This window comes from Ruegeria lacuscaerulensis, from assembly GCF_013034745.1.
In the GTDB taxonomy this organism is placed as follows: Bacteria; Pseudomonadota; Alphaproteobacteria; order Rhodobacterales; family Rhodobacteraceae; genus Ruegeria; species Ruegeria lacuscaerulensis_B.
Genome location: NZ_WQGP01000001.1, coordinates 28,274 through 54,836, shown reverse-complemented (window position 1 = coordinate 54,836; position 26,563 = coordinate 28,274). Strand labels below are relative to the sequence as shown.

At 60.0% G+C, this 26,563-nt stretch carries 22 protein-coding genes; 8 read left to right on the top strand and 14 right to left on the bottom strand.

What is annotated here, in order from left to right; translation table 11 throughout:
• The gene (locus tag GOV79_RS00230) at window positions 1-1,182 is read right to left on the bottom strand and encodes a biopolymer transporter ExbB (protein ID WP_170768990.1); all 1,182 of its coding nucleotides are present in this window, start codon (window positions 1,180-1,182) and stop codon (window positions 1-3) included.
• 70 nt (window positions 1,183-1,252) lie between these two features.
• Complete coding sequence (locus GOV79_RS00225; protein WP_170768989.1) at window positions 1,253-1,783, bottom strand: gamma-glutamylcyclotransferase; 531 nt, start codon at window positions 1,781-1,783, stop codon at window positions 1,253-1,255.
• 67 nt (window positions 1,784-1,850) lie between these two features.
• On the opposite strand from GOV79_RS00225, the gene GOV79_RS00220 reads away from it, so the two are divergent.
• On the top strand, window positions 1,851-2,852 hold the full coding sequence (locus tag GOV79_RS00220) for a DUF2125 domain-containing protein (RefSeq protein ID WP_170788155.1): 1,002 nt from the start codon (window positions 1,851-1,853) through the stop codon (window positions 2,850-2,852).
• On the opposite strand, the gene GOV79_RS00215 is transcribed toward GOV79_RS00220, so the two are convergent.
• The 4 genes from GOV79_RS00215 to GOV79_RS00200 all read right to left on the bottom strand — a co-directional run bounded on the left by GOV79_RS00215 (window position 2,849) and on the right by GOV79_RS00200 (window position 7,138).
• Window positions 2,849-3,658, bottom strand: coding sequence for an extensin-like domain-containing protein (locus tag GOV79_RS00215; RefSeq protein ID WP_170768987.1), 810 nt, complete (start codon window positions 3,656-3,658; stop codon window positions 2,849-2,851). The genes GOV79_RS00220 and GOV79_RS00215 overlap by 4 nt on opposite strands.
• 2 nt (window positions 3,659-3,660) lie before the next feature.
• Window positions 3,661-4,575 carry a prephenate/arogenate dehydrogenase family protein gene (locus GOV79_RS00210; protein ID WP_170768986.1) on the bottom strand — a complete coding sequence of 305 codons (915 nt, stop codon included), beginning with the start codon at window positions 4,573-4,575 and terminating at the stop codon, window positions 3,661-3,663.
• Window positions 4,572-5,657, bottom strand: coding sequence for a histidinol-phosphate transaminase (gene hisC / locus GOV79_RS00205; RefSeq protein WP_170768985.1), 1,086 nt, complete (start codon window positions 5,655-5,657; stop codon window positions 4,572-4,574). Before hisC ends, GOV79_RS00210 begins: the two co-directional genes overlap by 4 nt.
• A 65-nt stretch (window positions 5,658-5,722) precedes the next feature.
• Window positions 5,723-7,138 (bottom strand): aminotransferase class V-fold PLP-dependent enzyme, encoded by a 1,416-nt coding sequence (locus tag GOV79_RS00200; RefSeq protein ID WP_170788154.1) that lies wholly within the window; start codon window positions 7,136-7,138, stop codon window positions 5,723-5,725.
• A 102-nt stretch (window positions 7,139-7,240) separates the two neighbouring features.
• On the opposite strand from GOV79_RS00200, the gene GOV79_RS00195 reads away from it, so the two are divergent.
• A complete protein-coding gene (locus GOV79_RS00195) occupies window positions 7,241-7,702 on the top strand; it encodes an Lrp/AsnC family transcriptional regulator (RefSeq protein WP_170788153.1) in 462 nt (153 codons plus the stop codon).
• Between the two features lie 5 nt (window positions 7,703-7,707).
• Here the strand turns inward: GOV79_RS00195 and GOV79_RS00190 are convergent, their stop codons facing one another.
• From GOV79_RS00190 to GOV79_RS00175, 4 genes are all read right to left on the bottom strand, one after another.
• A complete protein-coding gene (locus tag GOV79_RS00190; RefSeq protein ID WP_170768982.1) occupies window positions 7,708-8,196 on the bottom strand; it encodes a hypothetical protein in 489 nt (162 codons plus the stop codon).
• Between the two features lie 146 nt (window positions 8,197-8,342).
• Window positions 8,343-8,963, bottom strand: coding sequence for a 30S ribosomal protein S4 (gene rpsD / locus GOV79_RS00185; protein WP_170325974.1), 621 nt, complete (start codon window positions 8,961-8,963; stop codon window positions 8,343-8,345).
• Between the two features lie 200 nt (window positions 8,964-9,163).
• Entirely contained in the window at window positions 9,164-9,658 is a 495-nt protein-coding gene (locus tag GOV79_RS00180) for a hypothetical protein (protein ID WP_170788152.1), read from the bottom strand.
• Between the two features lie 179 nt (window positions 9,659-9,837).
• Entirely contained in the window at window positions 9,838-12,120 is a 2,283-nt protein-coding gene (locus GOV79_RS00175; protein ID WP_170788151.1) for an adenosylcobalamin-dependent ribonucleoside-diphosphate reductase, read from the bottom strand.
• A gap of 129 nt (window positions 12,121-12,249) precedes the next feature.
• On the opposite strand from GOV79_RS00175, the gene GOV79_RS00170 reads away from it, so the two are divergent.
• Entirely contained in the window at window positions 12,250-12,681 is a 432-nt protein-coding gene (locus tag GOV79_RS00170; protein ID WP_170788150.1) for a DUF1489 family protein, read from the top strand.
• Here GOV79_RS00170 and hisG read toward each other — a convergent pair.
• Genes hisG through hisS form a run of 3 tightly spaced genes read right to left on the bottom strand, consistent with a single transcriptional unit; the run spans window position 12,678 to window position 15,943 of the window.
• The gene (hisG, locus tag GOV79_RS00165) at window positions 12,678-13,367 is read right to left on the bottom strand and encodes an ATP phosphoribosyltransferase (RefSeq protein ID WP_170788149.1); all 690 of its coding nucleotides are present in this window, start codon (window positions 13,365-13,367) and stop codon (window positions 12,678-12,680) included. The genes GOV79_RS00170 and hisG overlap by 4 nt on opposite strands.
• Window positions 13,364-14,452, bottom strand: a complete 1,089-nt coding sequence (locus GOV79_RS00160) for an ATP phosphoribosyltransferase regulatory subunit (protein WP_170788148.1) — start codon at window positions 14,450-14,452, stop codon at window positions 13,364-13,366. Before GOV79_RS00160 ends, hisG begins: the two co-directional genes overlap by 4 nt.
• Before the next feature lie 3 nt (window positions 14,453-14,455).
• A complete protein-coding gene (hisS, locus tag GOV79_RS00155) occupies window positions 14,456-15,943 on the bottom strand; it encodes a histidine--tRNA ligase (protein ID WP_170788147.1) in 1,488 nt (495 codons plus the stop codon).
• A gap of 124 nt (window positions 15,944-16,067) precedes the next feature.
• Here hisS and GOV79_RS00150 point away from each other — a divergent pair, with 124 nt between their 5' ends.
• Window positions 16,068-16,262: a SlyX family protein gene (locus tag GOV79_RS00150; protein ID WP_170352274.1), complete on the top strand. Its 195-nt coding sequence runs from the start codon at window positions 16,068-16,070 to the stop codon at window positions 16,260-16,262.
• 210 nt (window positions 16,263-16,472) lie between these two features.
• Here the strand turns inward: GOV79_RS00150 and dnaE are convergent, their stop codons facing one another.
• On the bottom strand, window positions 16,473-19,973 hold the full coding sequence (gene dnaE, locus GOV79_RS00145; RefSeq protein WP_170788146.1) for a DNA polymerase III subunit alpha: 3,501 nt from the start codon (window positions 19,971-19,973) through the stop codon (window positions 16,473-16,475).
• Window positions 19,974-20,317: 344 nt separating this feature from the next.
• Here dnaE and xdhA point away from each other — a divergent pair, with 344 nt between their 5' ends.
• The 4 genes from xdhA to GOV79_RS00125 are packed head-to-tail and all read left to right on the top strand — an operon-like array spanning window position 20,318 to window position 26,563.
• Window positions 20,318-21,715 (top strand): xanthine dehydrogenase small subunit, encoded by a 1,398-nt coding sequence (xdhA, locus tag GOV79_RS00140; protein ID WP_170788145.1) that lies wholly within the window; start codon window positions 20,318-20,320, stop codon window positions 21,713-21,715.
• On the top strand, window positions 21,712-24,114 hold the full coding sequence (gene xdhB, locus GOV79_RS00135; RefSeq protein ID WP_170788144.1) for a xanthine dehydrogenase molybdopterin binding subunit: 2,403 nt from the start codon (window positions 21,712-21,714) through the stop codon (window positions 24,112-24,114). Before xdhA ends, xdhB begins: the two co-directional genes overlap by 4 nt.
• Window positions 24,114-25,049, top strand: a complete 936-nt coding sequence (xdhC, locus tag GOV79_RS00130) for a xanthine dehydrogenase accessory protein XdhC (RefSeq protein WP_170788143.1) — start codon at window positions 24,114-24,116, stop codon at window positions 25,047-25,049. The genes xdhB and xdhC overlap by 1 nt, the downstream gene beginning before the upstream one ends.
• On the top strand, window positions 25,046-26,563 hold the full coding sequence (locus tag GOV79_RS00125) for an ABC transporter ATP-binding protein (RefSeq protein WP_170787403.1): 1,518 nt from the start codon (window positions 25,046-25,048) through the stop codon (window positions 26,561-26,563). Before xdhC ends, GOV79_RS00125 begins: the two co-directional genes overlap by 4 nt.

Genomic DNA, 26,563 nt, shown 5'->3' with positions numbered 1-26,563 from the left:
TTATTCTCCGCCCGGCGTCGTGCGCACAGCACCGCGCGGCAATGTCAGGGCCTTGACCAGCAGCTCGATATCCTTGCGCATCTCGCTCATGCTTTCCTGGCGACCGGCCGAGATTTCTTCGAGGATGCGCAGCAATTGCACATCCATCGACCGCAGGCGCATCCGGCTTTCGGCGTCGATCCCGTCGCCGGTGCCCTGTTCGCGCATGTGATCCAGCAGGGCATCCTGTCCCAGCGCCACGCGTTCCAGCGCGGCGGTGACGCCTTCGTTGTCGGATTGGCGCAGGTTCATATCGGTGATCACGTCCACCAACTGACCCAGCTTGGCGGACAGCTCGGCCCGATCCCCCTCCTGTGCCGAGAACAGGTCCTGCAAGGCGTCCATCTGTTCTGACATCGTATCCAACACCGGGGACAGTACGGCCAGTTCTGCGCTGCTGCCTTCATCACCCAGCGCAAAGCCGACCCGTGTGATCGAGGACAGCCATTCCTCCATCTCGCGGTAGAACCGGTTCTGACCATGGCCCGCAAACAGCTCCAGCAAGCCGACTATCAACGACCCGGCCAGACCCAGCAACGAGGACCCAAAGGCCACGCCCATGCCCTGCAACTGCGCCTCAAGCCCAACCATCAAGCGATTGAACACGGCCAGCCCCTCTTCGCCCTCTTGCGGGTTGAGGCTGCGGATCGTGTCGACAATGGCCGGGACCGTGGTGGCGAGGCCGAAGAATGTACCCAGAAGGCCTAAGTAAATCAGGACGTTGGTGATATATCGCGTGATCTCACGCTCTTCCTCGATCCGCTCGGCCACCGAGTCCAGAATGGACCTGGTTGAACTGGAACTGATCTGAGACCGCGCGCCACGTTCACGCAGCAACGAGGCCAGCGGCGCCAGCAATTGCGGGGTGCGCGCATCTTCGCGGACGACGCCACCGACAAAAGCTTCGATCCAGCGGACCGAGCCGATTAACTGTGTTACCTGAAGAAAACAGGCCAGAACACCGATCGCAAAGACCAGCAGGATAAACCCATTGAGATACGGGTTGGCATAGAAGACCGGCAAGACATAGGGCAGCGCCATAAACACGCCCGCCCCCGCCAGACCTATAGCGATCAGCATCGTTACGATCTGACGAATGGGTTGCGAGAAATGCGGTCTCGCGCCCTGATGTGCCTGCGCCATGCGCGTGGTTCCCGGTTCTTACCTGCTCTGACAGTGAATCTAGCGAAAATCCGCCGGTGACGCCAAGGGTTTATGCGGTAATGCTACGCACCCGTTGCGCCAACCACTCAAGATCAGGGTCGCGCAGGCCAATCTCGGCCAGATGTTCGGCGGTGTTATAGAGGTATTCGGTGTTCGGCCCGCGCCCGCCCACGGCGTGGGCGATGATCTGAGCCTGTTCCTCAAGAGGCATTCCACCGCAATATTGCACGTGGTCTTTTTCGATCACATAGGTGACAGCCTCGACCGTTTCGCCGCTTTCCAGATGCACGTCCAGCATCTTCTCAACATAGGCTGACGAGATCAGCTCACGCTCGCGCAGCTCGTGCAGGGTGCGGTCCTCGTGACCGGGCTCGACCGACAGGGCCAGACCCTTGCATTGGGCGCTGTCCTGTTCGTCCAAAGCCAGCACAAGGCCGGGATGATCCTCGGTCCCGCGATGGTGGATCGAGCTCATGCAGAAGGATCGGGCATATCCGTGCAACGTCGCACGCGCGCTGCGGGCAACGGGAAACCCCGGATTCCACAACAGCGATCCATATCCGAATACCCACATTGTCATAGCACTGGTCCTTGCCCGTTTGCGCCTATAAACATCAATTCAGGTACGGGAAAAAGGGCGAACTGCCATGCGCGGGCTGATACGGCTAGTCATTGTCATAACTGTGATCTGGAGCGCATATTGGTTTGTCGCCGGATTTGGCCTGCGCAATGCCATAACCACATGGTTCGACGGACAACAGGACAGGGGCTGGCAGGCTGAGTATTCGCAGGTCGCCACCGCAGGGTATCCGTTCAACCATGTCACCCGGCTGGATAATCCCGCGCTGGCCGATCCGGTCAACGGCACCGCCTGGAGCGCGGATTGGATCGAATTCCAAAGCCCCGCCATCTGGCCCGGCCAGCAAATGCTGCGATTTGCCGACACACCGCAGCGGTTATCGTATTTCGACCAAACCTCGACCATCACGGCGGCGGATTTGGTGGCAGAGTTGCAACTGCAACCCGGTATTGCGCTGGTGCTTGAGAAGATGGCGCTGACTTCCGGGTCGTGGTCAATCGCTGACGACGGAGAAGCGCAAGCGGCGGGCGAGACGCTGCAGCTGATCATGGCGCAGACAGCAATCCCTGAGACCTATGCCATCAGCGCCCGGATTGACGGCTTCACCCCCGGTGACGACTTGCGCGAGCTCATGCGCTCGGCCACCACTCTGCCGCAATCCTTTGAGACGCTCGAACTGGACATGACGACCGTGTTCGACAAGCCATGGGACCGGTCCGCGCTGGAACAGGGTCGCCCGCAACCCACCAGAATTGATCTGCGGCTGGCCGAGATGAAATGGGGGGCCCTTCGTCTTTTTGCTGCCGGAGAGCTGGACGTGGACGCGCAAGGCATCCCCACCGGAGAGATCGCCATCAAAGCCGAGAACTGGCGCGATATGATCGCCATGGCCAACGCGGCTGGCGCATTGCCTGATCAAGCCGTCGACCCGGTGACGCGCGCGCTGAACTTCATGGCCGGACTAGGCGGAAACCCCAATGCGTTGGATTTGCAGTTGAATTTCCGAGACGGCTTCGTTGCGGTCGGCCCCCTGCCCCTTGGCCCAGCCCCGCGGCTAATTCTACGTTAACGGCAATACGGACCCCGTCTGTGGCGTGCCGTATCCAGATGGAAATGATCACGGTGATAGCGGTCCGAGTTTGGCCCCAACACCGTACCAAACGGCCCGCACGCGCCGCGCCAGATTTTGGTCAGTTGTTTCTTCGACGGGTTCTTGCGCCAGCCGTTTAGAACCGTCACCAGCTCTCCGTCCGCCATTCGAAAACCCGAGATATCTATCGCGCGCCCCTTGCCATGCTCGGATATCCGCGCGCCTTTCTGATTGTTTCGTGTTCTGCAGGCATAGTGGGCGGCGACTTGTAGTTCGACCACCGGACCGCGGCGTTTGAAGGTTGGCTTGACCGATTTATCGACCCATTTGTTCAGCGCAATGGCAGTTCCGCAATCCATCGTAGACGGGCGGCTGAGTTTGACACCGGCGACCGAAGTAATCTGCACCGCGTCCTGGATCCCGCAGGCCTTGATCTTGCCCGGAACCTGCCCCACCGGTTTGCCTTGAATGTCGATATCCCCGCAGACCGAACCCTTGCGCAGCTTGCGTTTCTTGAACAGCGCCTCCTGTTCCAGAGCTTTCGGGCGCAGATAAGGCATCAAGGATGTGTCCGGCCCCAGGAACGGCAGCGCTGTCGGGCGCGCAGCGACGGCCAGAACCTGTGCTGAAACAGGACGCAACACGGGGCGAAGCTTTGTGGGGCCAACAACCTGCTCGACCGATGGCCGCGCCACGGGAATCAATGACTGTTCCGGCGCTGCCTGCGCTGTTGAAGCCAAGGCCCCAACAAGCGCAAAAGCAATGGTCCGCCGGATCGCTCTCATGGCTAGGATTTCCCCCGGCCGAAATCCGGCGCATCCGTATCCTGGCCTGCGTCGATGATCCCACGCCGGATCGCACGGGTGCGTGTGAAATAGTCGAACAGCTGCTCACCATCTCCGGTTCGGATGGCACGCTGTAAGGCGAACAGTTCCTCTGTGAACCGGCCAAGAATTTCCAAAGTCGCGTCCTTGTTAGTCAGAAACACGTCGCGCCACATGGTCGGGTCCGAGGCCGCGATCCGCGTGAAATCCCGGAACCCGGCAGCCGAATATTTGATAACCTCGCTATCCGTCACCCGGCGCAGGTCATCGGCCACACCGACCATCGTGTAAGCGATCAGATGCGGTGCGTGGGAAGTAACGGCTAGCACCAGATCGTGGTGGTCGGCGTCCATCTCATCAACGTTCGATCCCATCCCCTCCCAAAGCGCACGCAAGCGCGCGACGGCGGCGGGGTCGGTGCCTTCAACCGGCACCAAAAGACTCCAACGATTGTCGAACAATTCGGCAAAACCGGATTCTGGGCCCGAGTGTTCCGTCCCGGCCAGCGGGTGCGCGGGGATGAAATGCACGCCCTCGGGGATATGTGGCGACACCGCCTCGATCACATGACGTTTGACCGAACCCACGTCAGACACCGTCGCGCCCGGTTTCAGCATTGGTGCGATATCTGCGGCCACCGCACCCATCGCGCCGACCGGAACACAGAGAACGACAAGATCGGCGCCCTCCGCCGCATCTTGGGCGGTATCGCACACCCGGTCGCAAAGACCGATCTTGCGCGCGGTGTCGCGCGTCGCCTTGGACCTCGCGTATCCCGTCACTTCACCCGCTAGCCCGGCGCGTTTGATGGCCCAGAACATGGACGAGGCGATCAGCCCCAGCCCGATCAGTGCAACACGGTCGTAGATCTGGCTCATGCTGCGCCCTCTTTGAATGCGGAGATTGCCGCAACGACCCGGCGGCAGGCGTCTTCATCGCCCACGGTGATGCGCAGCGCATTTGGCAAGTTGTATCCCGCCACACGCCGCACGATCAAACCTTGGGTTTTCAAATAGTCGTCGCAAGCCTCAGCCTCGGCCTGATCGGTGAACCGGGCGAGAATGAAATTGGTACAGGACGCATCCGAAGGCACCCCGATCTTGGCCAGTTCGTCGGACAACCACACCCGCAGCCGCGTGTTTTCGGCCTGACAATGAGACAAGAACTCTTCGTCCTTAACCGCAGCTTCGGCCGCCGCCAAAGCGGTCAGTGATAAGTTAAACGGCTGACGCACTCGGTTGAGCACATCAATGATCGACTGCACGGCATAGCCCCAGCCCACGCGCATCCCACCCAGGCCGTACACTTTCGAGAACGTCCGGGTCATGATCACGTTGTCGAACCGACCCACGATGGATGCCCCACCATCAAAATCATCGACGAACTCGGCATAGGCCCCGTCGATCACCATCAGGCAACTGTCGGGCAGAGCCTCGGCTAGGCGCACAAGCTCACTTTCAGGGATCATGGTCGAGGTCGGGTTACCCGGATTGGTCACAAACACGATCCGCGTCTGATCCGTTACAGCGGCAAGGATGTTGTCAACATCCACGCGGCGGTCCTTTTCAGGCACCATCACCGGCGTTGCCCCCGCCATCCGCGCGATGATCGGGTACATGGAAAAGCCGTGCTCGGTATAGATGACCTCATCCCCCGGCCCGGCATAGGCTTGCGCCACGAATTGCAGCACCTCATCGCTGCCGACACCACAGATGATCCGCGCTGGGTCCAGCCCGTGCCGTACACCGATTGCGTCGCGCAGGGGCGCGTGGTCGGTGCTGGGATAGCGATGCAGGTTTGCGGCACTGTCGCGCACAGCCTCGATCGCCTTGGGGCTGGGACCAAACGGGTTTTCGTTGGAACTCAGCTTGATCACATGCGAAACCCCGGCCACATGCGACTGGCCGCCCTGATACAGCGCGATGTCCATAATGCCGGGTTGCGGGGTGATCTTGGTCATAAGAGGCTCCGTTGATTGGAGCCTCTCATACCTGTCTCAAGGCGTTGAGAAAAGCGGCAATTCCGTCACGCCGCTTTGAAGCGGGCGGTCGCCGGGTCGGCCGTATAGAATGGTGCGAATTCAGCGGTGCGGCGCGACAAGTCATTGACGCTGTCGATCACGAACTGCACCGTCTGTTCGCTCATCAAATATGAGAAGTTCAACCGCACCCAACCGGGCTTCTTCATCTCTTCTCCGGCAGACAGCGCGGCGTGCAACGCCTCGGACGTGTCCCTGTCGATGCCCAACAGGCGATGCGCATAGGGCCCAGCACAGGCACAGCCGCCCCGCGCCTGAATGCCGTAGATATCGCTGAGCATACGGGTGAACAGTTGCTGATGCACCAGGTTCCCCGCATTGTCGCGCACGAGGAAAGAGAAGATCGGCAGGCGATGTGGATTGTCCACGCCCAGCAACGTGAGGTTCGGGTTGTCACCCCATCCCTGCAACGCCATTTGGTTATACTGTACCTCGCGTTTGGTGATCTCTTTTACGCCAACTACATCCTTGACGATAAAAGCCAGCGCCGCTCGGATATCGCCGATAACGTTGGGTGTTCCGGCTTCTTCGCGCGCGGACAGGTTAGCGCTGTAGTCATGCCGCCATGGCGACACAAAGCTGACTGTCCCGCCACCGGGCCAACTGGGACAGGTCCGACGCACGGCCTCCGTGTTGACAACCAACACGCCCGAAGCCCCCGGACCGCCTGGAAATTTATGCGGAGAGACAACTATTGCGTCCTTACGTGTATCGCCTTCCCCTATATCCATCGGCAGGTAAGGCCCACCCCCGGCATAATCCCAAACTGCCAGCGCACCATGCGCTTTCAGCAAGCGTGTCACCGGATCGGGGTCGGTGATGATGCCGGTCACGTTCGAGGCCGCTGAAAACGACCCGATGATAAGATCGGACGCAGAATGATCGACCAATATACGTTCGAGCACTTGCAGATCGACACCCCCGTCCGATGCTTCGGGGATTTCGATCACCCGCGCCTTGCTTTCGCGCCACGGCAAAATGTTCGAGTGATGCTCATACGGCCCCAACAAAACAACCGGCCGGTCCGCCTCGTTAACACCCATCAGGCTGACCAGCCGGTTGAGACCCGCAGTGGCGCCAGAGCCGGTGAAGATCACCGAATCCTCTTCCTGGGCGCCAACGATGCGGGCAATCTCTGCGCGGGCCTCTCCGCGCAGGCGCGTCATATACGCGCCGCAATACGAAGCCTCGGTGTGGCTGTTGGCATAAAACGGCAACACATGCGCAGCCACAAAATCCTCGACCTGCCGTAACGCGCGGCCCGAGGCAACGTAATCCGCATACACAAGCGGCACGTCCCCGCGCAGACCCGGAATCATGACGCCTTCTCCGATCAGCCCATCACGAAAGGGGGTTATGCAATCGGCGGATTGGATGGACGCGCGGAATTGGTTCAGGGTCATGGCTCAGGCTCCGTATTACCCTGACAATATGATTGTTATTTTTTGGATAAACTTCACATTTCTTTGGGTAGTTTTTCCATTTTTTGTGTCATATGATCTGATATGACCGAAAGAATAGATCAAATTGATCAAGGCATACTGCGCGAACTGCAAAAAGACGCGACCCTGTCACAGCGAGAACTGGCGGATCGGGTCGGCCTGTCTCAGAACGCGTGCTGGCGTAGGCTGAAGGCGCTGAACGAAAGCGGCGTCGTCACCGGGTCGACCGCCAAGATCGCGCGCGAGAAACTGGGCCTCAGCCTTGTGGTATTTGTGATGCTACGAACCCGGCATCACTCGGCCGAGTGGCTGCAGGCGTTTCGCCGCCATGTACTGACCATCCCCGAGGTTGTGGATTTTCACCGGATCGGCGGCGATTATGACTATCAGCTCAAGGTCGTGACGCAGGACATGGCATCCTATGACAAGGTGTACCAACGCCTGATCGAAAAGGTCGAACTGGACAGCGTCACGTCCTATTTCGCTATGGAAGCGATCGCCGAGGGGCGACCGCTGCCGATCTGACTGGATCACTCACCAACAATCAGCTGCAAATCCCCGTCTCCGGTCACAAAACCGGTCACGAAGAAATTGCGATTTCCGGACGAAACCCAAGCCCGCGTCGATTCACCCGGGATCGCAGGGGTATAGGCCAACCGCGTGTTCGACGCGAAGGCACGCGCCAACCGGTTGATATCGCCAACCGTCGGCACCGGCCGGGTCGTGCCATATCCACGCACGATAACCTCACAGGACCGATCTCTGGTACTGCCCCCAAGGAATTCCATCCCCCGCTCAAGTCTCGGCTCATTGGCATTGAACCCGGCACGAACCCGCGATTCTTCGAATGTCGGGGCGGTCTCGATACATCCATGTTGAAAACTTTGCAGGATGCCAGTCAAAAGCGGGTCCTCGGACCGCAGCCCACTTGATGTCAGCGGTCTGGTGGCGTCGGAGCAACCGACAAGTAGAACAGCCAGCCCTGCTGCGGTCAGGATTTTCTGAAAACGTGCTGTCATAGCGGTCTCAAATTCACTGTGTTGTCTCATATGCGCTTGGTCACGGACCAAAATGTTGGAATTTCAGCGCGATGGCAACAGAACTGTGTAAACGAAAAAACCGCGCCGGATGGCGCGGTTTTCGAAACTTTCCAGATCGGCGAAGATTAGTTCTTCGCGTAGAATTCGACGACCAAGTTCGGCTCCATCATGACCGGGTAAGGCACATCGCTCAGGCCCGGTGCGCGCACGAAGGTTGCGGTCATTTTCGAGTGGTCGGCGTCGATATAGTCAGGCACATCACGCTCGGCCAGCGCAACAGCTTCCAGAACAACGGCCAGTTGCTTGGACTTGTCGCGTACTTCGATCACGTCGCCTTCTTTGACGCGGTAGCTGGGGATGTTCACTCGCTTTCCGTTCACTTTGACGTGGCCGTGGTTCACGAACTGACGTGCAGCAAACACGGTTGGCACGAACTTGGCGCGGTAAACAACAGCGTCCAGACGACGCTCCAGCAGACCGATCAGGTTTTCACCGGTGTCGCCTTTGACACGCTCGGCTTCGGCGTAGATGCGGCGGAACTGCTTCTCGGTCAGGTCGCCATAGTAGCCTTTCAGCTTCTGCTTGGCGCGCAGTTGCAGACCGAAATCCGACAGTTTGCCCTTGCGGCGTTGACCGTGCTGGCCTGGGCCGTATTCACGACGGTTGATCGGGGATTTCGGACGACCCCAGATGTTTTCGCCCATCCGGCGGTCGATTTTGTACTTGGCAGACGTGCGTTTCGTCACGGCTGATCTCCTTCTTTATGTTCGAAGGCGCTGCACTGCTACAAGAGTAGGCGCCTACTATGAAGGGCGTTGTCCTCTTGGGGTTTCCCCCATGACAGGCATCCCCTTGCGGGGGCCACCAACACCAATGAAGCCGCGCTTATATCTGCAGTTCCGTCAGAGTCAACAGGTCCTGAAAAAATCCGGTCCGTTGAAACGGATCAATCCACCAACGGTCCCGCATTCGCCGCAGGCAGGCGCGGCACTGCGTGAAGATTGGGATCCATGCGTGGACGAGTCGGGAACGAGACCACCGTATTCGCGTGGCTGGCCGATTCGCCGCCAGCCTGACGGATTTCGACAAACTCATCGACCCAAAAGTCCTGTTCGCGTGCAGGACATCCTTCTTCGAATACCAAAAGAGGTTCAGCCTGCGTCGCCGAAACATATAACAGGGCCGAGAATTGCTGTGCCCCGTTGGTCAGGATAACAACACCCTGCGCACCGTTGCCCAATTCGTCTTCCGAGATGAAATGATGCAGAACATTCAGCGCCACCTCTCGGCCGTGCGGCAAAGAACCGTCCACAAAGGCGGCATGCCCGCGCCAGGACCACGCAGCCCCAACATTCAAAAAGGACAGAGGCGCCGCCTCAAGCCCATCCAGTTCCGTCTGTTTCCATAAAATGGCTATACGACCGTTTTGCCCGGCTCTCATTATACCCGCCCGCACCTTTCAACGTATCACTGCTTACGCAGGCGTTCTTATCAGGGCAAATTCTGGCAGAAAAGAGACGTTAACATAACGTTCATAAAAATGTTGCTAAAGAGATTCAGCTTCTGGCTTCTGGCGGGAAACGATCCCGCCAGCGCCACAGCAATTGTCTGCGATCTGCGTCAGCCACACTTAGAATGACCGCAGCTTCGGCAGGTCATGCAGCCCTCGATCATCGCCATATCGAACTGACCACAGGATGGGCAGGCTTTGCCGCGGGGTGCGTCCATATTGACCACCTGCGCCTGCGGGTCGGATTTCAGACCCATTCCTTCGCCTTCAAGAAAGCCGATATTGACCATATGCTGCTCGATCACGCCGCCAATCGCGGCCAGGATCGATGGGATGTATTTCCCTTGCACCCAGGCCCCGCCACGCGGATCGAACACGGCCTTTAGTTCTTCAACGACAAAGGACACATCCCCGCCCCGTCGAAATACGGCAGAAATCATGCGGGTCAGCGCCAGCGTCCAGGCGTAGTGCTCCATGTTCTTTGAATTGATGAACACCTCGAACGGACGACGGCGGCCACCAATGACGATATCGTTGATGGTCAGATAAATCGCGTGTTCGCTGTCGGGCCATTTCAACTTGTAGGTCGACCCCTCCAGCGATTGCGGACGGTCCAGCGGTTCGGACATATAGACAACCTCACCGCCATCCACCTGATGCGGGGCATCCGCGCTTTCGCCGGGGGCTTTGTCGGCGCTTTCGGACACTGTCAGGACCGAGCCGGTCACGTCATTCGGGCGATAGGTCGTGCAGCCTTTGCAGCCCTGATCCCAGGCCTGCATGTAAACGTCCTTGAAGGCGTCAAAGCTGATATCTTCGGGACAGTTGATCGTCTTGGAAATCGAACTGTCGATCCATTTCTGCGCGGCGGCCTGCATCTTGACGTGATCAGACGGGGAAAGCGTCTGCGCGTTCACGAAATAGTCTGGCAAGGCAACATCGCCGAACTTGTCGCGCCACATCTGCACGGCATAGTCCACGACTTCTTCCTCGGTGCGCGAGCCATCCTTCTGCAGCACTTTGCGCGTGTAGGCGTAGGCAAAGACCGGCTCGATCCCCGACGACACGTTCCCTGCATAGAGCGAAATCGTCCCAGTCGGCGCGATCGAGGTCAGCAGGGCGTTGCGGATACCATGTTCGCGGATCGCGTCACGCACGTCATCATCCATTTGCTGCATGTTGCCGCTGGCCAAGTATTTCTCGGCGTCAAACAATGGGAAAGCGCCCTTCTCCTTCGCCAAATCGACCGAGGCCAGATAGGCGGCGCGGGCGATCGCGTGCAACCAGCGTTCGGTTTGACGCGCCGCTTCGTCGGACCCATAGCGCAAACCCAACATCAAAAGCGCATCGGCCAACCCGGTCACGCCCAGCCCAATCCGGCGCTTGTCTTGTGCTTCGGCTTCCTGCTCCGCCAGCGGGAATTTCGACGCGTCTACTACGTTGTCCATCATGCGCACAGCGGTCGCGACCAATTCTTGCAAAGCGGCCTCATCCAGGCGCGCCGCGTCCTCGAACGGATCTGTCACCAACCGCGCCAAGTTGATCGAGCCCAAAAGGCACGCACCATAGGGTGGCAAGGGTTGCTCGCCGCAGGGGTTGGTCGCGGCGATGGTTTCCACATAGCTGAGGTTGTTGACCTCATTGATGCGGTCAATGAAGATTACTCCAGGCTCGGCGTAATCATAGGTGGCCTGCATGATCTTGTTCCACAGATCACGCGCCTGAACGGTATGATAGACCTTGCCGTCGAACTGCAACTCCCACGGACCATCGGCCTTGACGGCCTCCATGAACGGATCCGTCACCAGGACCGACATGTTGAACATGCGCAGGCGGGCCGGGTCAGATTTCGCGGTGATGAACTGTTCGATATCAGGGTGATCGCAGCGCATGGTCGCCATCATCGCCCCACGGCGCGAGCCCGCAGACATGATCGTGCGGCACATCGCGTCCCACACATCCATGAAGGAAAGCGGGCCAGAAGCATCCGCAGCCACGCCTTTCACATCGGCCCCACGTGGACGGATGGTCGAGAAATCATACCCGATCCCTCCACCCTGCTGCATGGTCAGCGCGGCTTCTTTCAGCATGTCGAAGATACCGCCCATGCTGTCGGGCACGGTGCCCATCACGAAACAGTTGAACAGGGTCACCTGACGCGCCGTACCTGCACCCGCAGTGATGCGACCAGCGGGCAGATATTTGAAATCTTCCAGCGCTGCGTAGAACTTATCTTCCCAATGGGCCGCGTCATCCTCGACCCGCGCCAGATCACGGGCGATGCGCCGCCAACTGTCCTCGACCGTCTGGTCGATGGGCGTGCCATCCGCTTCTTTAAAGCGGTATTTCATGTCCCAGATCTGCTCGGCGATGGGGGCGGCAAAGCGGCTCATTGGTGATTCCCTGTTTTGAAAGAGGTATCCAGATTACCGCAATTCACATCCAAACCACAACACCTTGATGACTTCGCATTGCGAGCTACAATATAAAGGTGGGCCTTGGGACGACTCTGTGGGAAAGCTGTGGATAAGTACGTAAACCTCATCAAACTGTCCGTCGGATCGGAAAGCGTTGATACGCTGATGGCGTGGCAGGACAGTCGCAGACCGCTTTACGCGGACGGCTGCCCGCGCCATGTCACCCGCATGTGGCCCAAGCGCGAGGCTGAGATTTTGAATGGCGGATCAATCTATTGGGTGATCAAGGGCGTAATCCAATGCCGTCAGCGCATCCTGCGTCTGGATGAGGTGCGCGGCGAAGACGGCATTCGCCGCTGCGCCATCGTGCTGGACCCGCGGGTCCATCGCACCCAGACCGCGCTCAAACGCCCATTCCAAGGCTGGCGCTATCTCAAACCCGAGGACACCCCCGCCGACCTGCCGGAAGGGCGAGAACAGGACGATGCCTTGCCCGACGATCTGAATCGCGCGCTTGCCGAGATCGGGGTGCTTTAACGCAGGCGATCCAGCAATGCGTTCAGTGTGGCCTTTGTCTCGGGGTCACATTTCGCCACCCGACTGCGCCACAGGGTCGCCTGCGATTGCAGGATCATCCCGTCGGTCAGGATTTTCAGGTGGTTCGCCCGCAGCGTCTCGCCAGTAGATGTGATATCGGCAATCGTCTCGGCGGTCTCATTCATCACCGTGCCCTCGGTCGCGCCCTGACTATCGACCAGAGTGTAATCGGCAACTCCCGCATCGGTCAGGAACTCGCGCACCAACCGGTGGTATTTGGTGGCAATCCGTAGCCGATGCCCGTGGGTCTTGCGAAACGCTGCTGCAGCCGCATCCAGATCATCCAACGTATCCACATCGACCCAGCAGGCAGGTGTGGCGATGATCAGGTCCGCCTTGCCGAACCCAAGCTGCGAGATCTCCTCGACCTGTTGTTCCCAGCGGGGCAGTTTCTCATGCACCAGATCAATGCCGGTGACGCCCAGATGAATGCGCCCGGCGGCCAGTTCGCGCGGGATTTCCCCGGCAGACAGCAGGATCAGAGAGACCCCGTCGATGCCCTCGACCTTGCCAGCATATTCCCGATCCGATCCGCTACGCGACAGGGTGATGCCGCGCTTTTCGAACCAACCAAAGGTCTTGTCCATCAAACGGCCCTTCGAGGGCACGCCCAGTTTCAGGCTCATTGCGCGTCCTCCTCGATCTCCAGCATCAGGTCGGGGCGGATGACACCGCCCACCGCCGGAATTTCGGCCCCGTTCCCCAACTGCCGCGTCAGCGCGTCATAGCGCCCGCCAGTGGCGATGGGGGGTAGATCGGGGCGACCCTCAGCGTAGAAGCCAAAGACAAACCCGTCATAATATTCCATCGAGGTGCGGCCATAGGCGGCCTCGAAGTCCAGACGTTCCACATCCACGCCACGCGCCTGTAGCGAGGCAATCCGCGCCTCAAGCCGGTCCAGCGCCGGAGTGATCTGCGGCAGATCCACCGCCACGTCGCGCAGCTGTTCCAACGCAAAGGGCATGGTCTCACGCACGTTCAGCAGGGTTTCCAGCCCAACCAGTTCGTTGTCGGAGATAGGCGGTGTGTCGCGATCTTCGCGCAAGGCAGCGATCCGCGCTTCGATCTCGGAGGCACGGCGCTTGCCGATCATCGGGATGTCCGTATCCAGCGGATTTTCTGCATCCAACAGGCTGTCGCGCCCTTCAGGTCCCGGTTTGCGACCGGCAAAGCGGTCCAGCAGCACCCGGAATCGACGAGGCCGCCACAAGTGCCGCATCAGCGCCGCCTTGCGCCGGTCTGTGGTCTTAAGGCCCTCGACAGCGGCAGTCAGGATGCCGATATCCCCGGTCGCCGCGCGCAAAGGCAGCCCTCGCAATTGCAACGCGAGCAGCGAGAAGACTTCTGCATCCGCGCCTGCGGGATCATTGCGGTCGAATACTTCGTATCCGACCTGAATGTATTCATTCGAGCGATCCGGGTCATGTTCTTGCCGACGGAAGACCTCGCCGGAATAGGTATAGCGCGCGGGCTCGGCCCCGTCGGACATATGCATCTGCACCACGGGCAGGGTGAAATCCGGGCGCAGCATCTGCTCGCCCCGCAGCGCGTCCGAGGTCACGTAGGCGCGCGCGCGAATATCCTCGCCATAAAGGTCCAGCAGCGTGTCGGCCGGTTGCAGCAGCGGAGGGTCCACGACCTGTGCGCCTGCGGCCTCGAACCTCACGCGCATCATGGCAGCGCGGGCTTGTATCTGGGAACGGTTCGGCATGGGTCAGTCCTGACTGTCCAGAATTTCACGCACCTTGGCGACCAGATCGCCACGCGGCACTTCGAACTGGCTGGGGCGTTCTTTCCATTCCTCAAGCGTGGCGCTTTCGGCGATCTTGGCCCCAAGGATCAGGTCTTTGATCTGCACGATCCCATTTACTTTTTCATCGCCCCCCTCGATCACTGCGATGGGAGAGTTCCGCTTGTCTGCGTATTTCAGCTGATTGCCAAAGTTCTTGGGGTTACCCAGATAGACCTCGGCCCGGATACCTGCATTGCGCAGCTCGGCCACCATCGCCTGATAGTCGGCCATACGGTCGCGGTCCATCACGGTCACAACCACGGGGCCTGTGGCTTGCGCCGCGATCCGGCCCTTTTCGCGCAGGGCGGCCAGCAGCCGGTCGACACCGATAGACACGCCGGTCGCAGGCACTTCCTGCCCTGTGAACCGCTTGACCAGGTCGTCATAACGCCCACCGCCCGAGACCGAACCGAACTGCCGCTTACGGCCTTTCTCGTCGAAAATCTCAAAGGTCAACTCGGCCTCATAAACCGGTCCGGTATAGTACCCGAGGCCCCGTACGACCGACGGGTCAATCTCGATCCGGTCCGAGCCATAGCCGCCCGCATCGAGCAGAGCGCCGATCTGTTCCAATTCGGCAATCCCATCCGCGCCGATCTTGCTGTCGCCCACGGCAGCACGCAGGTTGGCCAGTGTTCCTGCGGTATCCGCAGCCTTCGAGGTCAGGAAGGCAATTACCGGCTCGGCCTGATCGTCGCTCAGCCCCACACCGTCGATAAACGCGCCCGAGGCATCCAGTCGGCCCTTGGTCAGCAGCTCGCGCACACCGGCTTCACCTACTTTGTCGAACTTGTCGATGGTGCGCAGAACATTGTCGCGGGCGGCTACGTCTTCGCCCAGCCCCATCGCCTCAAGCACTCCGTTCAGGACCTTGCGGTTATTCACCCGCACCAGATAGTCGCCGCGCGGAATGCCCACGGTCTCCAGCGTATCCGACAGCACCGCGCAAATCTCGGCGTCGGCGGCCATCGAGGCCGTGCCCACCGTATCCGCATCGCATTGATAAAACTGGCGATACCGCCCTGGCCCCGGCTTTTCATTGCGCCAGACCGGACCCATCGCATAGCGGCGATAGGGCGTCGGCAGGTCGTTGCGGTGCTGCGCATAAACACGGGCCAGCGGCGCGGTCAGGTCATAGCGCAGGGCCATCCAGTCACCGTTGCCGCCTTCGTCAAACTCCTGCCACGCAAATACGCCCTCATTCGGGCGATCCACGTCGGGCAGAAACTTGCCCAGCGCCTCGACGGTTTCCACAGCGCTGCTTTCCAGCGCATCAAACCCATACCGATGATAGACATCCGCAATCGTCCGCAGCATCTCGGTGCGCTGCGAGACTTCCTGGCCGAAATAATCGCGGAACCCTTTCGGCGTGACGGCCTTGGGGCGGGGCTGTTTCTTGGGCTTGGCCATGTGGGGCGTCCTTGCGGTTCATGTTCCGCGCGCGGTCTATCCCATGGCCCGCATCGGGGCAAGGCGCGCTTTCGCTGGTGTTGTGGTCAAAGCGCCGCTATGACCACGCCCAAAGGAGAGCCCCATGCAGCATCTGGAAGAGCAGATCGCCCACCTGACCCGCACGGTCGAAGAGTTGAACACAGTCGTTACAACCCAACAGAGCGAGATCGACCGCCTGACCCGGCGCGTCGAGATGCTGTTGCAGCGCGAGGCTGAACGGGCGCAGGAAGGTTCCGGCGGGGTTGTGTTCGGCGACGAACGCCCACCGCATTATTAAGGGCTGAAACCTTAGCGCTCGTTTCACCGCAAAACCTGCTACGCCGGCGTAGTAACTTTGTCAGCGGCTAGGCAGCAACTGGTGCCAGCATTGTCACCCCCGAGATCGCGGCCCATCCGTGTCCAAGAGAGGATATGGTCGCAAAAAGGCTTTCCAACCGCATGAAGCTAAGCGCATTCAACACAGCTGTGTGGCACCATCGGGTTGGGCTCAAAACTCCTCGACCGACATCACGCCTTCCAGCGATTTGATCGCGCCCTTGATCTGGGGGTTGATCGGGAAATTCTGACCCAAGTCCATCTCGACCTCACCCGGCAATCCGGGGGCCATCAGCAACAATTGGATAGGCCCGCGCGCGGCGTTCTTGGCTGCGCTGGCGGCATCCTCCAGCACTTTAGCCACAGTAGGCAGCGCCTGTTCCTCATCCACAAAGATGCGCAGGCCGGTTGCACCCGCCTCGGCCACGACCGTATCCACCGGGCCGACAGACCGGCCAAGCAGCTTCAGCTGATCAGCTTCCATCGTCGCCTCGGCGGTTAGTACAACTTGCGCACCGGTTTCAAGATATTCGCGCGATTTCTCCAGCGTTTCCGAAAACAGCGTGACCTCATACGCGCCGCTGGGGTCCGAAAGCTGCGCAAAGGCAAACCGGTTGCCGCGCGCCGATTTCCGTTCCTGCCGACCAGCAACAACACCGGCCATCTTCGCGATGAAGGGCCCCGAGCGCGCCTTTTCCGTCACCTCATCCAGCGTCATTACCTGTTTACGTTTCAGCGCGGGCATATAGTCGTCCAGCGGATGGCCTGACAGGTAAAACCCGATGGCCTTGAATTCCTCGCTCAACCGCTCGGCAGGCAGCCAATCGGGCGTGGGCGACAGGCGCGGTTCCGGCAGGTCGTCACCCGCCTCACCAAAGAGCGACACCTGGTTCGAGTTCTTTTGTTCGTGGATAGCCGCCGAATACTGCACAAGCGGATCAAGGCTTTCGAACACGCGGCGGCGGTTCTTATCCAACTGATCAAACGCACCCGCCCGCGCCATCATCTCCAGCGGGCGTTTACCGACCTTCTTCAGATCAACCCGGCGGGCTAAATCGAACAGGTTCACAAAGGGCTTTTCCGCGCGACCATCGACCACCAGGTTCATCGCCTCAACGCCCACGTTTTTCAAGGCGCCCAGCGCATAGACAAGCTCTCCGTTCACCACATCGAAGGTAGCTTGAGATCGGTTCACGCAAGGGGGCACATAGGGCAACTCAAGCCCTTTGCGGACCTCTTCGAAGTAAACGGCTAATTTGTCGGTCAGGTGGATATCGCAATTCATGACACCCGCCATGAACTCTACCGGGTGGTTCGCCTTCAGCCAGCCGGTCTGGTAGCTGACCACCGCATAAGCCGCAGCGTGGGATTTGTTGAAGCCGTAGTTGGCAAACTTGTCCAACAGGTTCCAGACCTCGGTCGCTTTGGTCTCATCGACATCATTTTCGGCAGCCCCTTTGAGGAACTTGGGCCGCTCAGCATCCATCGCCTCCTGAATCTTCTTACCCATCGCGCGGCGCAACAGGTCTGCGCCGCCAAGGCTGTAACCGGCCATTTCCTGCGCGATCTGCATCACCTGTTCCTGATAGACGATGATGCCCTGCGTCTCGTCCAGGATGTGGTCGATGGACGGATGCAGCTTGTCCCGCTTACTGAGCCCGTTCTTAACCTCGCAGAACTTGGGAATGTTCTCCATCGGACCCGGACGGTATAGCGCCACAAGGGCAATAATATCCTCGATACAGTCCGGCTTCATGCGCTTGAGCGCATCCATCATGCCCGAGGATTCCACCTGAAACACCGCAACCGTTTTGGCCGCCGAATAAAGCTTGTACGTCGCCTCATCATCCAGCGGGATGGCGTTGATCTCATTCACCGCGCCTTCGGCGGGTTCATACAACTCGGTGCCATCGGGTGCGATATGAAGTTCGCGCCCGGATTTGAAGATCAAATCCATCGCGTTCTGGATCACAGTCAAAGTCTTCAAACCTAGAAAGTCGAACTTGACCAGCCCGGCCTGTTCCACCCATTTCATGTTGAACTGGGTCGCGGGCATATCGGACCGAGGGTCCTGATAGATCGGCACCAGCGCATCCAGAGGTCGATCACCGATCACCACCCCCGCCGCGTGGGTCGAGGCATTCCGCAACAGCCCCTCAACCTGCTGGCCATAGGTCAGAAGCCGGTCCACAACCTCTTCGCTGCGTGCCTCTTCGCGAAGGCGGGGTTCGTCTTTCAGGGCCTTTTCGATGGAGACAGGCTTGACCCCCTCCACCGGGATCATCTTGGACAGGCGGTCCACCTGCCCATAGGGCATCTGCAATACCCGCCCAATATCGCGCACGGCGGCCTTCGACAACAGAGCACCAAAGGTGATGATCTGCCCCACCTTGTCGCGCCCGTATTTCTGCTGAACGTAACGGATCACCTCTTCCCGACGATCCATGCAGAAGTCGATATCAAAGTCGGGCATCGAGACCCGCTCGGGGTTCAGGAACCGCTCAAACAGCAGCGAATAGCGCAGCGGGTCTAGGTCGGTGATCGTCAGCGCATAGGCCACGAGCGAGCCCGCACCAGACCCCCGCCCCGGCCCCACCGGAATGTCGTGATCCTTGGCCCATTGGATAAAGTCGGCAACGATCAGGAAATAGCCGGGAAAGCCCATGCCCTCGATGATGCCGAGTTCGAAATCCAGCCGTTCCTGGTATTCCTCGGGCGTCACCGCATGCGGGATCACCGTCAGACGTTTCTGCAAGCCCTCATTGGCGATACGCCGCAGCTCGGCGACCTCATCATCGGCAAATTTCGGCAGGATCGGATCTCGGCGATACGCCATGAAAGCGCACCGGCGCGCGATCTCGACGGTATTCTCAATCGCTTCAGGCAAGTCGGCAAACAGCGTCACCATTTCCTGCTGCGACTTGAAATAATGCTGCGCGGTCAGGCGGCGGCGACCGTCCTGTTGGTCGACATACGCGCCCTCGGCGATACAGATCAGCGCATCATGCGCCTCATACATGTCGGTGGTCGGGAAATAGACATCATTGGTGGCGACCAGAGGCAGATTCTTGGCATAGGCCATCTCGACATGCCCACGTTCGGTTAGACGCTCTGCCTCGGGCTGGCCCCCTTCGCCCGGATGGCGCTGCAATTCGATATACAGGCGGTCCGGGAACATCCCAGCCAGGCGATCCACCAGAGCCTCCGCCGACGGACGCTGGCCTTGCTGCAACAGCATCCCCACGGGCCCATCCGGCCCGCCGGTCAGACAGATCAACCCGTCCGAGCGCTCGGCCAATTCGTCCAACGTGACCTGCGGCAACTGTCCGCCCTTGTCCACATAGAGGCAGGAACTCAGCTTCATCAGGTTCTCATACCCCGCCTCGGACTGCGCCAGCAGCACCAGCGGCGCAGGAGCTTTGGGCTTCTCGCCTGGCTGCGGCTGCACATAGGTCAGATCAACCTGACACCCCATGATCGGCTGCACCCCAGCGCCGCTGGCAGTCACGGAAAACTCCAAAGCCGAGAACATAGAATTGGTGTCCGTCACCGCAACAGCGGGCATCTCCATATTCTCGCACAAAGCGGGCAGCTTCTTCAGCCGCACAGCGCCTTCCAGCAGAGAATATTCGGTGTGAACACGTAGGTGAATGAATCGAGGAATACTGCTCATACCCGCTACGCTATCCCAGCCAGCGACGCGGCAAAAGCAGGAACCGCCGCTTTGAGATGCCTAAAAAATCAACACCTATTATTCGGATTTTTCAGAAGGTGCTTCGGCCGCAATTGGACCCGATCTGCAAAAAGCGCTTTATTTACAGACAACTGATGTCTAGACAACGGCGAAAATCGCAGATCGTTCAGGTCCAATGGTGCATCACATAATCAGTTTTTCTTGCCAGATAAGGCGCGCTGTTTCTAACATCTGACGGCAAGCACTCTGCCCGCCCCTTTTTCTACGTCGCATCGAAGAAGGGCACCGAAGGGCGCAACCGGGTAAGGCGACGGGTTTCTCGAATGAACATCACGTTTCTTCTGAATGGAGAGACAGTGGAGCTGGCGGACGTCAATCCGACGGCAACTCTGCTGGACTGGCTGCGCGAGGATCGCGGCCTGACCGGCACTAAGGAAGGCTGCAACGAAGGTGACTGCGGGGCCTGCACCGTCATGGTCACGGATGAAGGTTCCAGCAAAGCACTGAATGCCTGCATCCTATTCCTGCCACAACTACACGGCAAAGCCATCCGCACCATCGAGGGCGCAAACGGCCCCGACCAGCAGGCCCACCCCGTGCAACAGGCCATGATCGACCTACACGGTTCACAATGTGGCTTTTGCACCCCCGGCTTTGTCATGTCGATGGTCGCGGGCCACACCAATGGCGTCACCGACCACGACACCCAGCTTGCGGGTAATCTCTGCCGTTGCACTGGCTACGCCCCCATCATCCGCGCGGCCCAAGCCGCCGAATCCCAGCCAGTCCCAGCATGGGTTAAAGACGACCAATCCTTCTCTTGTTCAAAAATACCTCGGGGGGAGGCCGCAGGCCGGGGGGCGGAGCCCCCTTTGCTCCCCACCTCATCCGACGAACTGGCCGCGATCTATGCACAAAATCCCAACGCCACGCTCATCGCGGGCGCAACCGATGTGGGCCTCTGGGTCACAAAACAACTGCGCGACCTGGATCCGGTCATCTTCCTGAGCCGCTGCGACGACCTGAAAAACATCACCATCACCAATGACGAAATCCACATCGGCGCCATGGTCGACATGAACCGCATGTGCGACACGTTGACAGACCTCCATCCCTCTTACGCCGAGATGATCCGGCGTTATGCCAGCGTCCAGGTCCGCCACGCCGCAACCGTGGGCGGCAATATCGCCAATGGCTCACCGATCGGAGACAACCCGCCCGCCCTGATCGCATTGGGTGCAACCCTGCATCTGCGCAAAGGCGACACTCGCCGTCAGATCCCGTTGGAAGATTTCTTCATCGACTACGGCAAACAAGACCGCTCGCCCGGAGAATTCGTCGAAGCCGTCAGCTTCCCCCGCCAACCGGACCGGCTGAAAACCTACAAACTCAGCAAACGGTTCGATCAGGACATTTCAGCCGTCTGCGGCTGTTTCAACATCACCGTCACGCACGACACCGTCACCCGGGCGCGGATCGCGTTTGGCGGCATGGCGGGCACTCCGAAGCGGGCCACCCATGTCGAGGCCGCATTGATCGGCAAACCCTGGACCGCTGCGACCATTCAGGCCGCGCTGCCCGCCTTTGCTGACGATTACCTACCACTCACGGATATGCGCGCCTCGGCCACCTATCGTCTGGAAACCGCCAAAGCGATGCTGGAGCGGTATTTCCTTGAAGATCAGGGCGAAGTGACCGACGTACTCAAGGTGACGGCATGAGCGTGACCAAACCCCTCCCCCATGACGCAGCCCCGCTGCATGTCGCAGGTGCCGCGCGCTATGTGGATGACATCCCAACGCCCAAGGGCACTCTGCATCTGGCCTTTGGCCTCAGCCCGATTGCCAAAGGCACGATCACCACGATGGACCTGTCGGCAGTAAAAGCCGCCAAGGGTGTGGTGCAAGTGATGACGGCGGATGATCTGCCTTTTGCCAATGATGTCTCGCCCTCGATCCATGATGAGCCGCTGCTGTCGGACGGCACGGTTCATTATATCGGCCAGCCCGTGTTTCTGGTGGTGGCGACCAGCCATCTGGCCGCTCGCAAGGCTGCACGGCTGGGCAAGATTGACTATGCCGAAGACACCCCGATCCTGACCATTGAACAGGCTCTGGCCGCTGACAGCCGGTTCGAGGACGGCCCCCGCATCTATGCCAAGGGCGATGCGGACGTGGCGATCGCGTCGGCCCCCCACGTGATCGAAGGTTCCTTTGAACTCGGCGGGCAGGAACATTTCTATTTGGAAGGCCAGGCCGCTCTGGCCTTGCCGAATGAAGGCGCGGACATGCTGGTCCACAGCTCGACCCAACACCCGACCGAGATTCAGCATAAAGTAGCCGATGCCTTGGGTGTGCCCATGCACGCCGTACGGGTTGAAACTCGCCGCATGGGCGGAGGGTTCGGCGGCAAGGAAAGTCAGGGCAACGCTCTGGCCGTCGCCTGCGCCATCGCCGCCCGCGCCACCGGCAAGGCCTGCAAGATGCGTTATGACCGCGATGATGACATGATCATCACCGGCAAGCGCCACGCCTTCCGCATTGCCTACAAGGCTGGGTTTGATGAGAACGGCCATATTCAGGGTGTCTCCTTCCACCACTACGTCATCTGTGGCTGGGCGCAGGACCTGTCGCTGCCCGTCGCTGACCGCGCGATGCTGCATTCCGACAATGCCTATCTGCTGCCGAATGCCCGGATTGAAAGCCATCGACTGAAAACCAACACCCAATCCGCCACAGCCTATCGCGGGTTCGGCGGCCCTCAGGGCATGGTCGGGATCGAACGCGTGATGGATCACGCCGCGCACGTGCTTGGGCTGGACCCGGTCGAACTGCGTCGCCGTAACTATTATGAGCCTGCGCATAAGGTGGCCGATCAACCGCTGCACGCGAAACCGCTGGACCGCCCCGACCCACACGAAGACCTGACCAGCCGTGGTGCTGTGGAAACCGGGAATGCCCCCGTTCGCCCCCTACCCGCCGACGGCAACACCACGCCTTACGGTATGGAAGTCAGCGATTTCGAACTGCACGGCATGACCGAAGCACTTCTGACATCCAGCGACTATGCCGCCCGTAAGGCCGCCATCGCCGAGTGGAACGCGAAGAACGGCGTGATAAAGAAGGGTATCGCCTTCTCGCCGGTCAAATTCGGGATTTCCTTCACACTGACCCACCTCAATCAGGCGGGAGCGCTGGTGCATGTGTATCAGGACGGCTCGGTTCACCTGAACCATGGCGGCACCGAGATGGGACAGGGCCTGTTCCAGAAAGTCGCGCAGGTGGCCGCGTCGCGGTTCGGTATTCCCCTTGAGACGGTCAAGATCACCGCCACTGACACGGCCAAAGTGCCGAACACGTCAGCCACAGCTGCGTCCTCGGGCAGCGATCTAAACGGGATGGCTGTAAAGGCCGCCTGCGACACGATCCGTGACCGCATGGCCGATTATCTGGCCGAACGGCACCAGGCTGATCCCACAACCGTATCCTTCGCGGACGGCCACGTGAGTGTGAGCAAGGAACGCTATACCTTCGCCGAAGCCGCTGCTCTGGCCTATCAGGGCCGCATAAGCCTGTCGGCGACTGGCTTCTATAAAACGCCCAAGATCGAGTGGGACCGGATCGCAGGCCGGGGGCGGCCGTTCTTCTACTTCGCCTATGGCGCGTCCGTCACTGAAGTCGCGGTGGACACGCTGACCGGCGAAAACCGTATTCTGCGTACCGATATACTGCATGATGCGGGGGCCTCTCTGAACCCGGCGCTGGATATCGGGCAGGTAGAAGGTGGCTATGTCCAGGGCGCGGGCTGGCTTACGACCGAGGAACTGGTCTGGGACGGAAATGGTAACCTGCGCACGCATGCGCCCTCGACCTACAAAATCCCAGCCTGCTCAGACCGGCCCGATATCTTCAATGTCGCGCTCTGGGATGGCGAGAACCGCGAGGACACGATCTATCGCTCGAAAGCGGTGGGAGAGCCGCCCTTCATGCTGGGTATCTCGGCTTGGCTGGCCCTGTCGAATGCGGTGGCAGCCTGCGGTGACGCTTACCCCGCTTTGGATGCGCCCGCCACTGCCGAAGAGGTCTGGCACGGCGTCCAGCGGATGAAAGGGGGCATCTAATGGGATTTGATCTTGAGGCTTTGAGGGAGGCGGTCAATACCCACGGACGCGTGGTCCGCGTGGTCATCACCGTGATCAAGGGCTCGTCCCCGCGTGAGGTCGGTGCCGCCATGCTGGTCTGGGAAGGCGGACAAAGCGGCACAATCGGTGGCGGCACGTTGGAATATCAGGCTGCGCAGGCGGCAAGGTCGCAGGCCGCGCCGGCGCGGCTGACCCATCACGCGCTGGGTCCTGACATGGGTCAATGCTGTGGCGGCGCGGTTTCGCTGCTCAGTGAAGTCTATGATCACAAAGCGGTAAATGCGCTGGACGATACCGTCATCGCGCGATCTCCGACCGGCAGCGACATGCCGTTATCGGTCAAACGGCTGCTGGCCGAGGCGCGCGGTCAGGGCATTGCGCCCGAGCCACAACTGCTGGACGGCTGGATGGTCGAGCCGGTTCATCAACCAACCCGCAACTTCTGGATTTGGGGTGCGGGTCATGTCGGGCGGGCGCTGGTCGACGTTTTGGCCCCCCTGCCCGATCTGGCGATCACCTGGGTCGATACGGGGCCTGAGCGATTTCCCGACAATATTCCTGCGAGCGTCACACCAGTTCCAGCAGCCAAACCTGCCGAGCTTGTCCGCCACGCCCCGCAGGACGCTGAACATCTTGTGCTGACATATTCGCACAATCTGGACCTTGAGCTGTGCAATCGACTGTTGACGCGTGGTTTTGGGTTTGCTGGCTTGATTGGCTCCGCTACGAAATGGGCGCGATTCCGGTCGCGGCTGGCGGCCCTAGGGCATTCCCCCGAACGGATCAGTCGGATCACTTGCCCAATCGGCGACCCCGCCTTGGGCAAACACCCGCAGATGATCGCCGTCGGCGTCGCCGCGCAGCTTCTGCGCCCTGCCCGACAATCCGAGTTGAAGAAGGACCTGAGCGCGTGACCACTCCACTATTAAGTCTGCAAGGGCTGACCAAGGCTTATCCTGGCGTCGTGGCCAATGATCAGGTGTCCTTCGACATCGGCGAAGGCGAAGTACACGCCCTGCTGGGCGAAAACGGCGCAGGCAAGTCCACACTGGTAAAAATGATCTATGGGCTGGTGAAACCCGATAGCGGCACGATGCTGCTGCGCGGCCAGCCGTTCGCCCCGCCCGAACCGCGCGCGGCCCGCGCCGATGGGATCGCGATGGTGTTCCAGCATTTCTCGTTGTTTGACGCGTTGAACGTGGCCGAGAATATCGCATTGGGAATGGAGAACCCGCCGCCCATGGGCGATCTGGCCGCACGTATCCGCGAAGTGTCCGAAACCTATGGCCTGCCGCTGGACCCGTATCGCACGGTGGGCGACCTGTCCGCAGGCGAACGCCAGCGGGTCGAGATCATCCGTTGCCTGCTGCAGGACCCCAAACTGCTGATCATGGACGAGCCAACATCGGTTTTGACCCCACAAGAGGTCGATATCTTGTTTGAAACACTGAACAAATTACGCGCCGAAGGTACCTCGATCCTGTATATCTCGCATAAGCTGGAAGAGATCCGCACGCTGTGCGACCACGCGACAATCCTGCGTCTGGGCAAGAACGTGGGCGAGTGTGTTCCCTCTGAGACCTCGGCGCGGGACATGGCCGAGATGATGGTGGGTTCGACCCTACAAACACCGGAACGGTCAGGGCGGGATTTTGGCGAAGTTGCTCTGGATGTCAGCGGGCTGTCGGTACCGTCTCCGTCGGAATTCGGTACCGCGCTGCGCAATGTTCACATGACCGTCCGCAAGGGCGAGGTTCTGGGCATCGGCGGCGTCGCAGGCAACGGGCAGGATGAATTGCTGGGGGTGCTGTCGGGCGAAATCCCGACTGCCGCCGATGCGATCAAGTTCAACGGCCAGCCGATTGGCAAGCTGGGCCCCACCGCGCGGCGCAAGCTCGGTGTGCTGACCGCGCCCGAGGAGCGGCTGGGCCACGCCGCAGCGCCTGATATGAGCCTGACGGAAAACGCCTTGCTGACAGGATCCGTCCGCGAAGGGTTGGAAAATAATGGCTTCCTGAAATGGGCCGAGACCAAAAGCTTTGCCGAGAAAATCATCAGCGCCTTTGACGTCCGCACGCCTGGCCCCGAGAACGCGGCGCGGTCTTTGTCGGGTGGGAACCTGCAGAAATTCGTAATTGGGCGTGAGGTGTTGCAAAACCCCGATGTGCTGGTGGTGAACCAGCCCACATGGGGCGTGGATGCCGCCGCCGCAGCCTCCATCCGGCAGGCCATTCTGGATTTGGCGGCAAAGGGGACAGCGGTGATCTGCATTTCGCAGGATCTGGACGAGTTGATGGAGATCTCCGACAGCTTTGCGGCGCTGAACGAAGGCCGCCTGAGTGCGCCGCGAGAAACCACCGGTCTGACGGTCGATGAGATCGGCCTGATGATGGGCGGTGCTCATGGCATGGAGGTGGCGCATGTGTAA

Excerpts from the sequence above, each read along its gene's own strand:
- GOV79_RS00230 (WP_170768990.1), bottom strand. The coding sequence starts at position 1,182 with ATGGCGCAGGCACATCAGGGCGCGAGACCGCATTTCTCGCAACCCATT.
- GOV79_RS00225 (WP_170768989.1), bottom strand. The coding sequence starts at position 1,783 with ATGACAATGTGGGTATTCGGATATGGATCGCTGTTGTGGAATCCGGGG.
- GOV79_RS00220 (WP_170788155.1), top strand. The coding sequence starts at position 1,851 with ATGCGCGGGCTGATACGGCTAGTCATTGTCATAACTGTGATCTGGAGC.
- GOV79_RS00215 (WP_170768987.1), bottom strand. The coding sequence starts at position 3,658 with ATGAGAGCGATCCGGCGGACCATTGCTTTTGCGCTTGTTGGGGCCTTG.
- GOV79_RS00210 (WP_170768986.1), bottom strand. The coding sequence starts at position 4,575 with ATGAGCCAGATCTACGACCGTGTTGCACTGATCGGGCTGGGGCTGATC.
- hisC (WP_170768985.1), bottom strand. The coding sequence starts at position 5,657 with ATGACCAAGATCACCCCGCAACCCGGCATTATGGACATCGCGCTGTAT.
- GOV79_RS00200 (WP_170788154.1), bottom strand. The coding sequence starts at position 7,138 with ATGACCCTGAACCAATTCCGCGCGTCCATCCAATCCGCCGATTGCATA.
- GOV79_RS00195 (WP_170788153.1), top strand. The coding sequence starts at position 7,241 with ATGACCGAAAGAATAGATCAAATTGATCAAGGCATACTGCGCGAACTG.
- GOV79_RS00190 (WP_170768982.1), bottom strand. The coding sequence starts at position 8,196 with ATGACAGCACGTTTTCAGAAAATCCTGACCGCAGCAGGGCTGGCTGTT.
- GOV79_RS00180 (WP_170788152.1), bottom strand. The coding sequence starts at position 9,658 with ATGAGAGCCGGGCAAAACGGTCGTATAGCCATTTTATGGAAACAGACG.
- GOV79_RS00175 (WP_170788151.1), bottom strand. The coding sequence starts at position 12,120 with ATGAGCCGCTTTGCCGCCCCCATCGCCGAGCAGATCTGGGACATGAAA.
- hisG (WP_170788149.1), bottom strand. The coding sequence starts at position 13,367 with ATGAGCCTGAAACTGGGCGTGCCCTCGAAGGGCCGTTTGATGGACAAG.
- GOV79_RS00160 (WP_170788148.1), bottom strand. The coding sequence starts at position 14,452 with ATGCCGAACCGTTCCCAGATACAAGCCCGCGCTGCCATGATGCGCGTG.
- hisS (WP_170788147.1), bottom strand. The coding sequence starts at position 15,943 with ATGGCCAAGCCCAAGAAACAGCCCCGCCCCAAGGCCGTCACGCCGAAA.
- GOV79_RS00150 (WP_170352274.1), top strand. The coding sequence starts at position 16,068 with ATGCAGCATCTGGAAGAGCAGATCGCCCACCTGACCCGCACGGTCGAA.
- dnaE (WP_170788146.1), bottom strand. The coding sequence starts at position 19,973 with ATGAGCAGTATTCCTCGATTCATTCACCTACGTGTTCACACCGAATAT.
- xdhA (WP_170788145.1), top strand. The coding sequence starts at position 20,318 with ATGAACATCACGTTTCTTCTGAATGGAGAGACAGTGGAGCTGGCGGAC.
- xdhB (WP_170788144.1), top strand. The coding sequence starts at position 21,712 with ATGAGCGTGACCAAACCCCTCCCCCATGACGCAGCCCCGCTGCATGTC.
- xdhC (WP_170788143.1), top strand. The coding sequence starts at position 24,114 with ATGGGATTTGATCTTGAGGCTTTGAGGGAGGCGGTCAATACCCACGGA.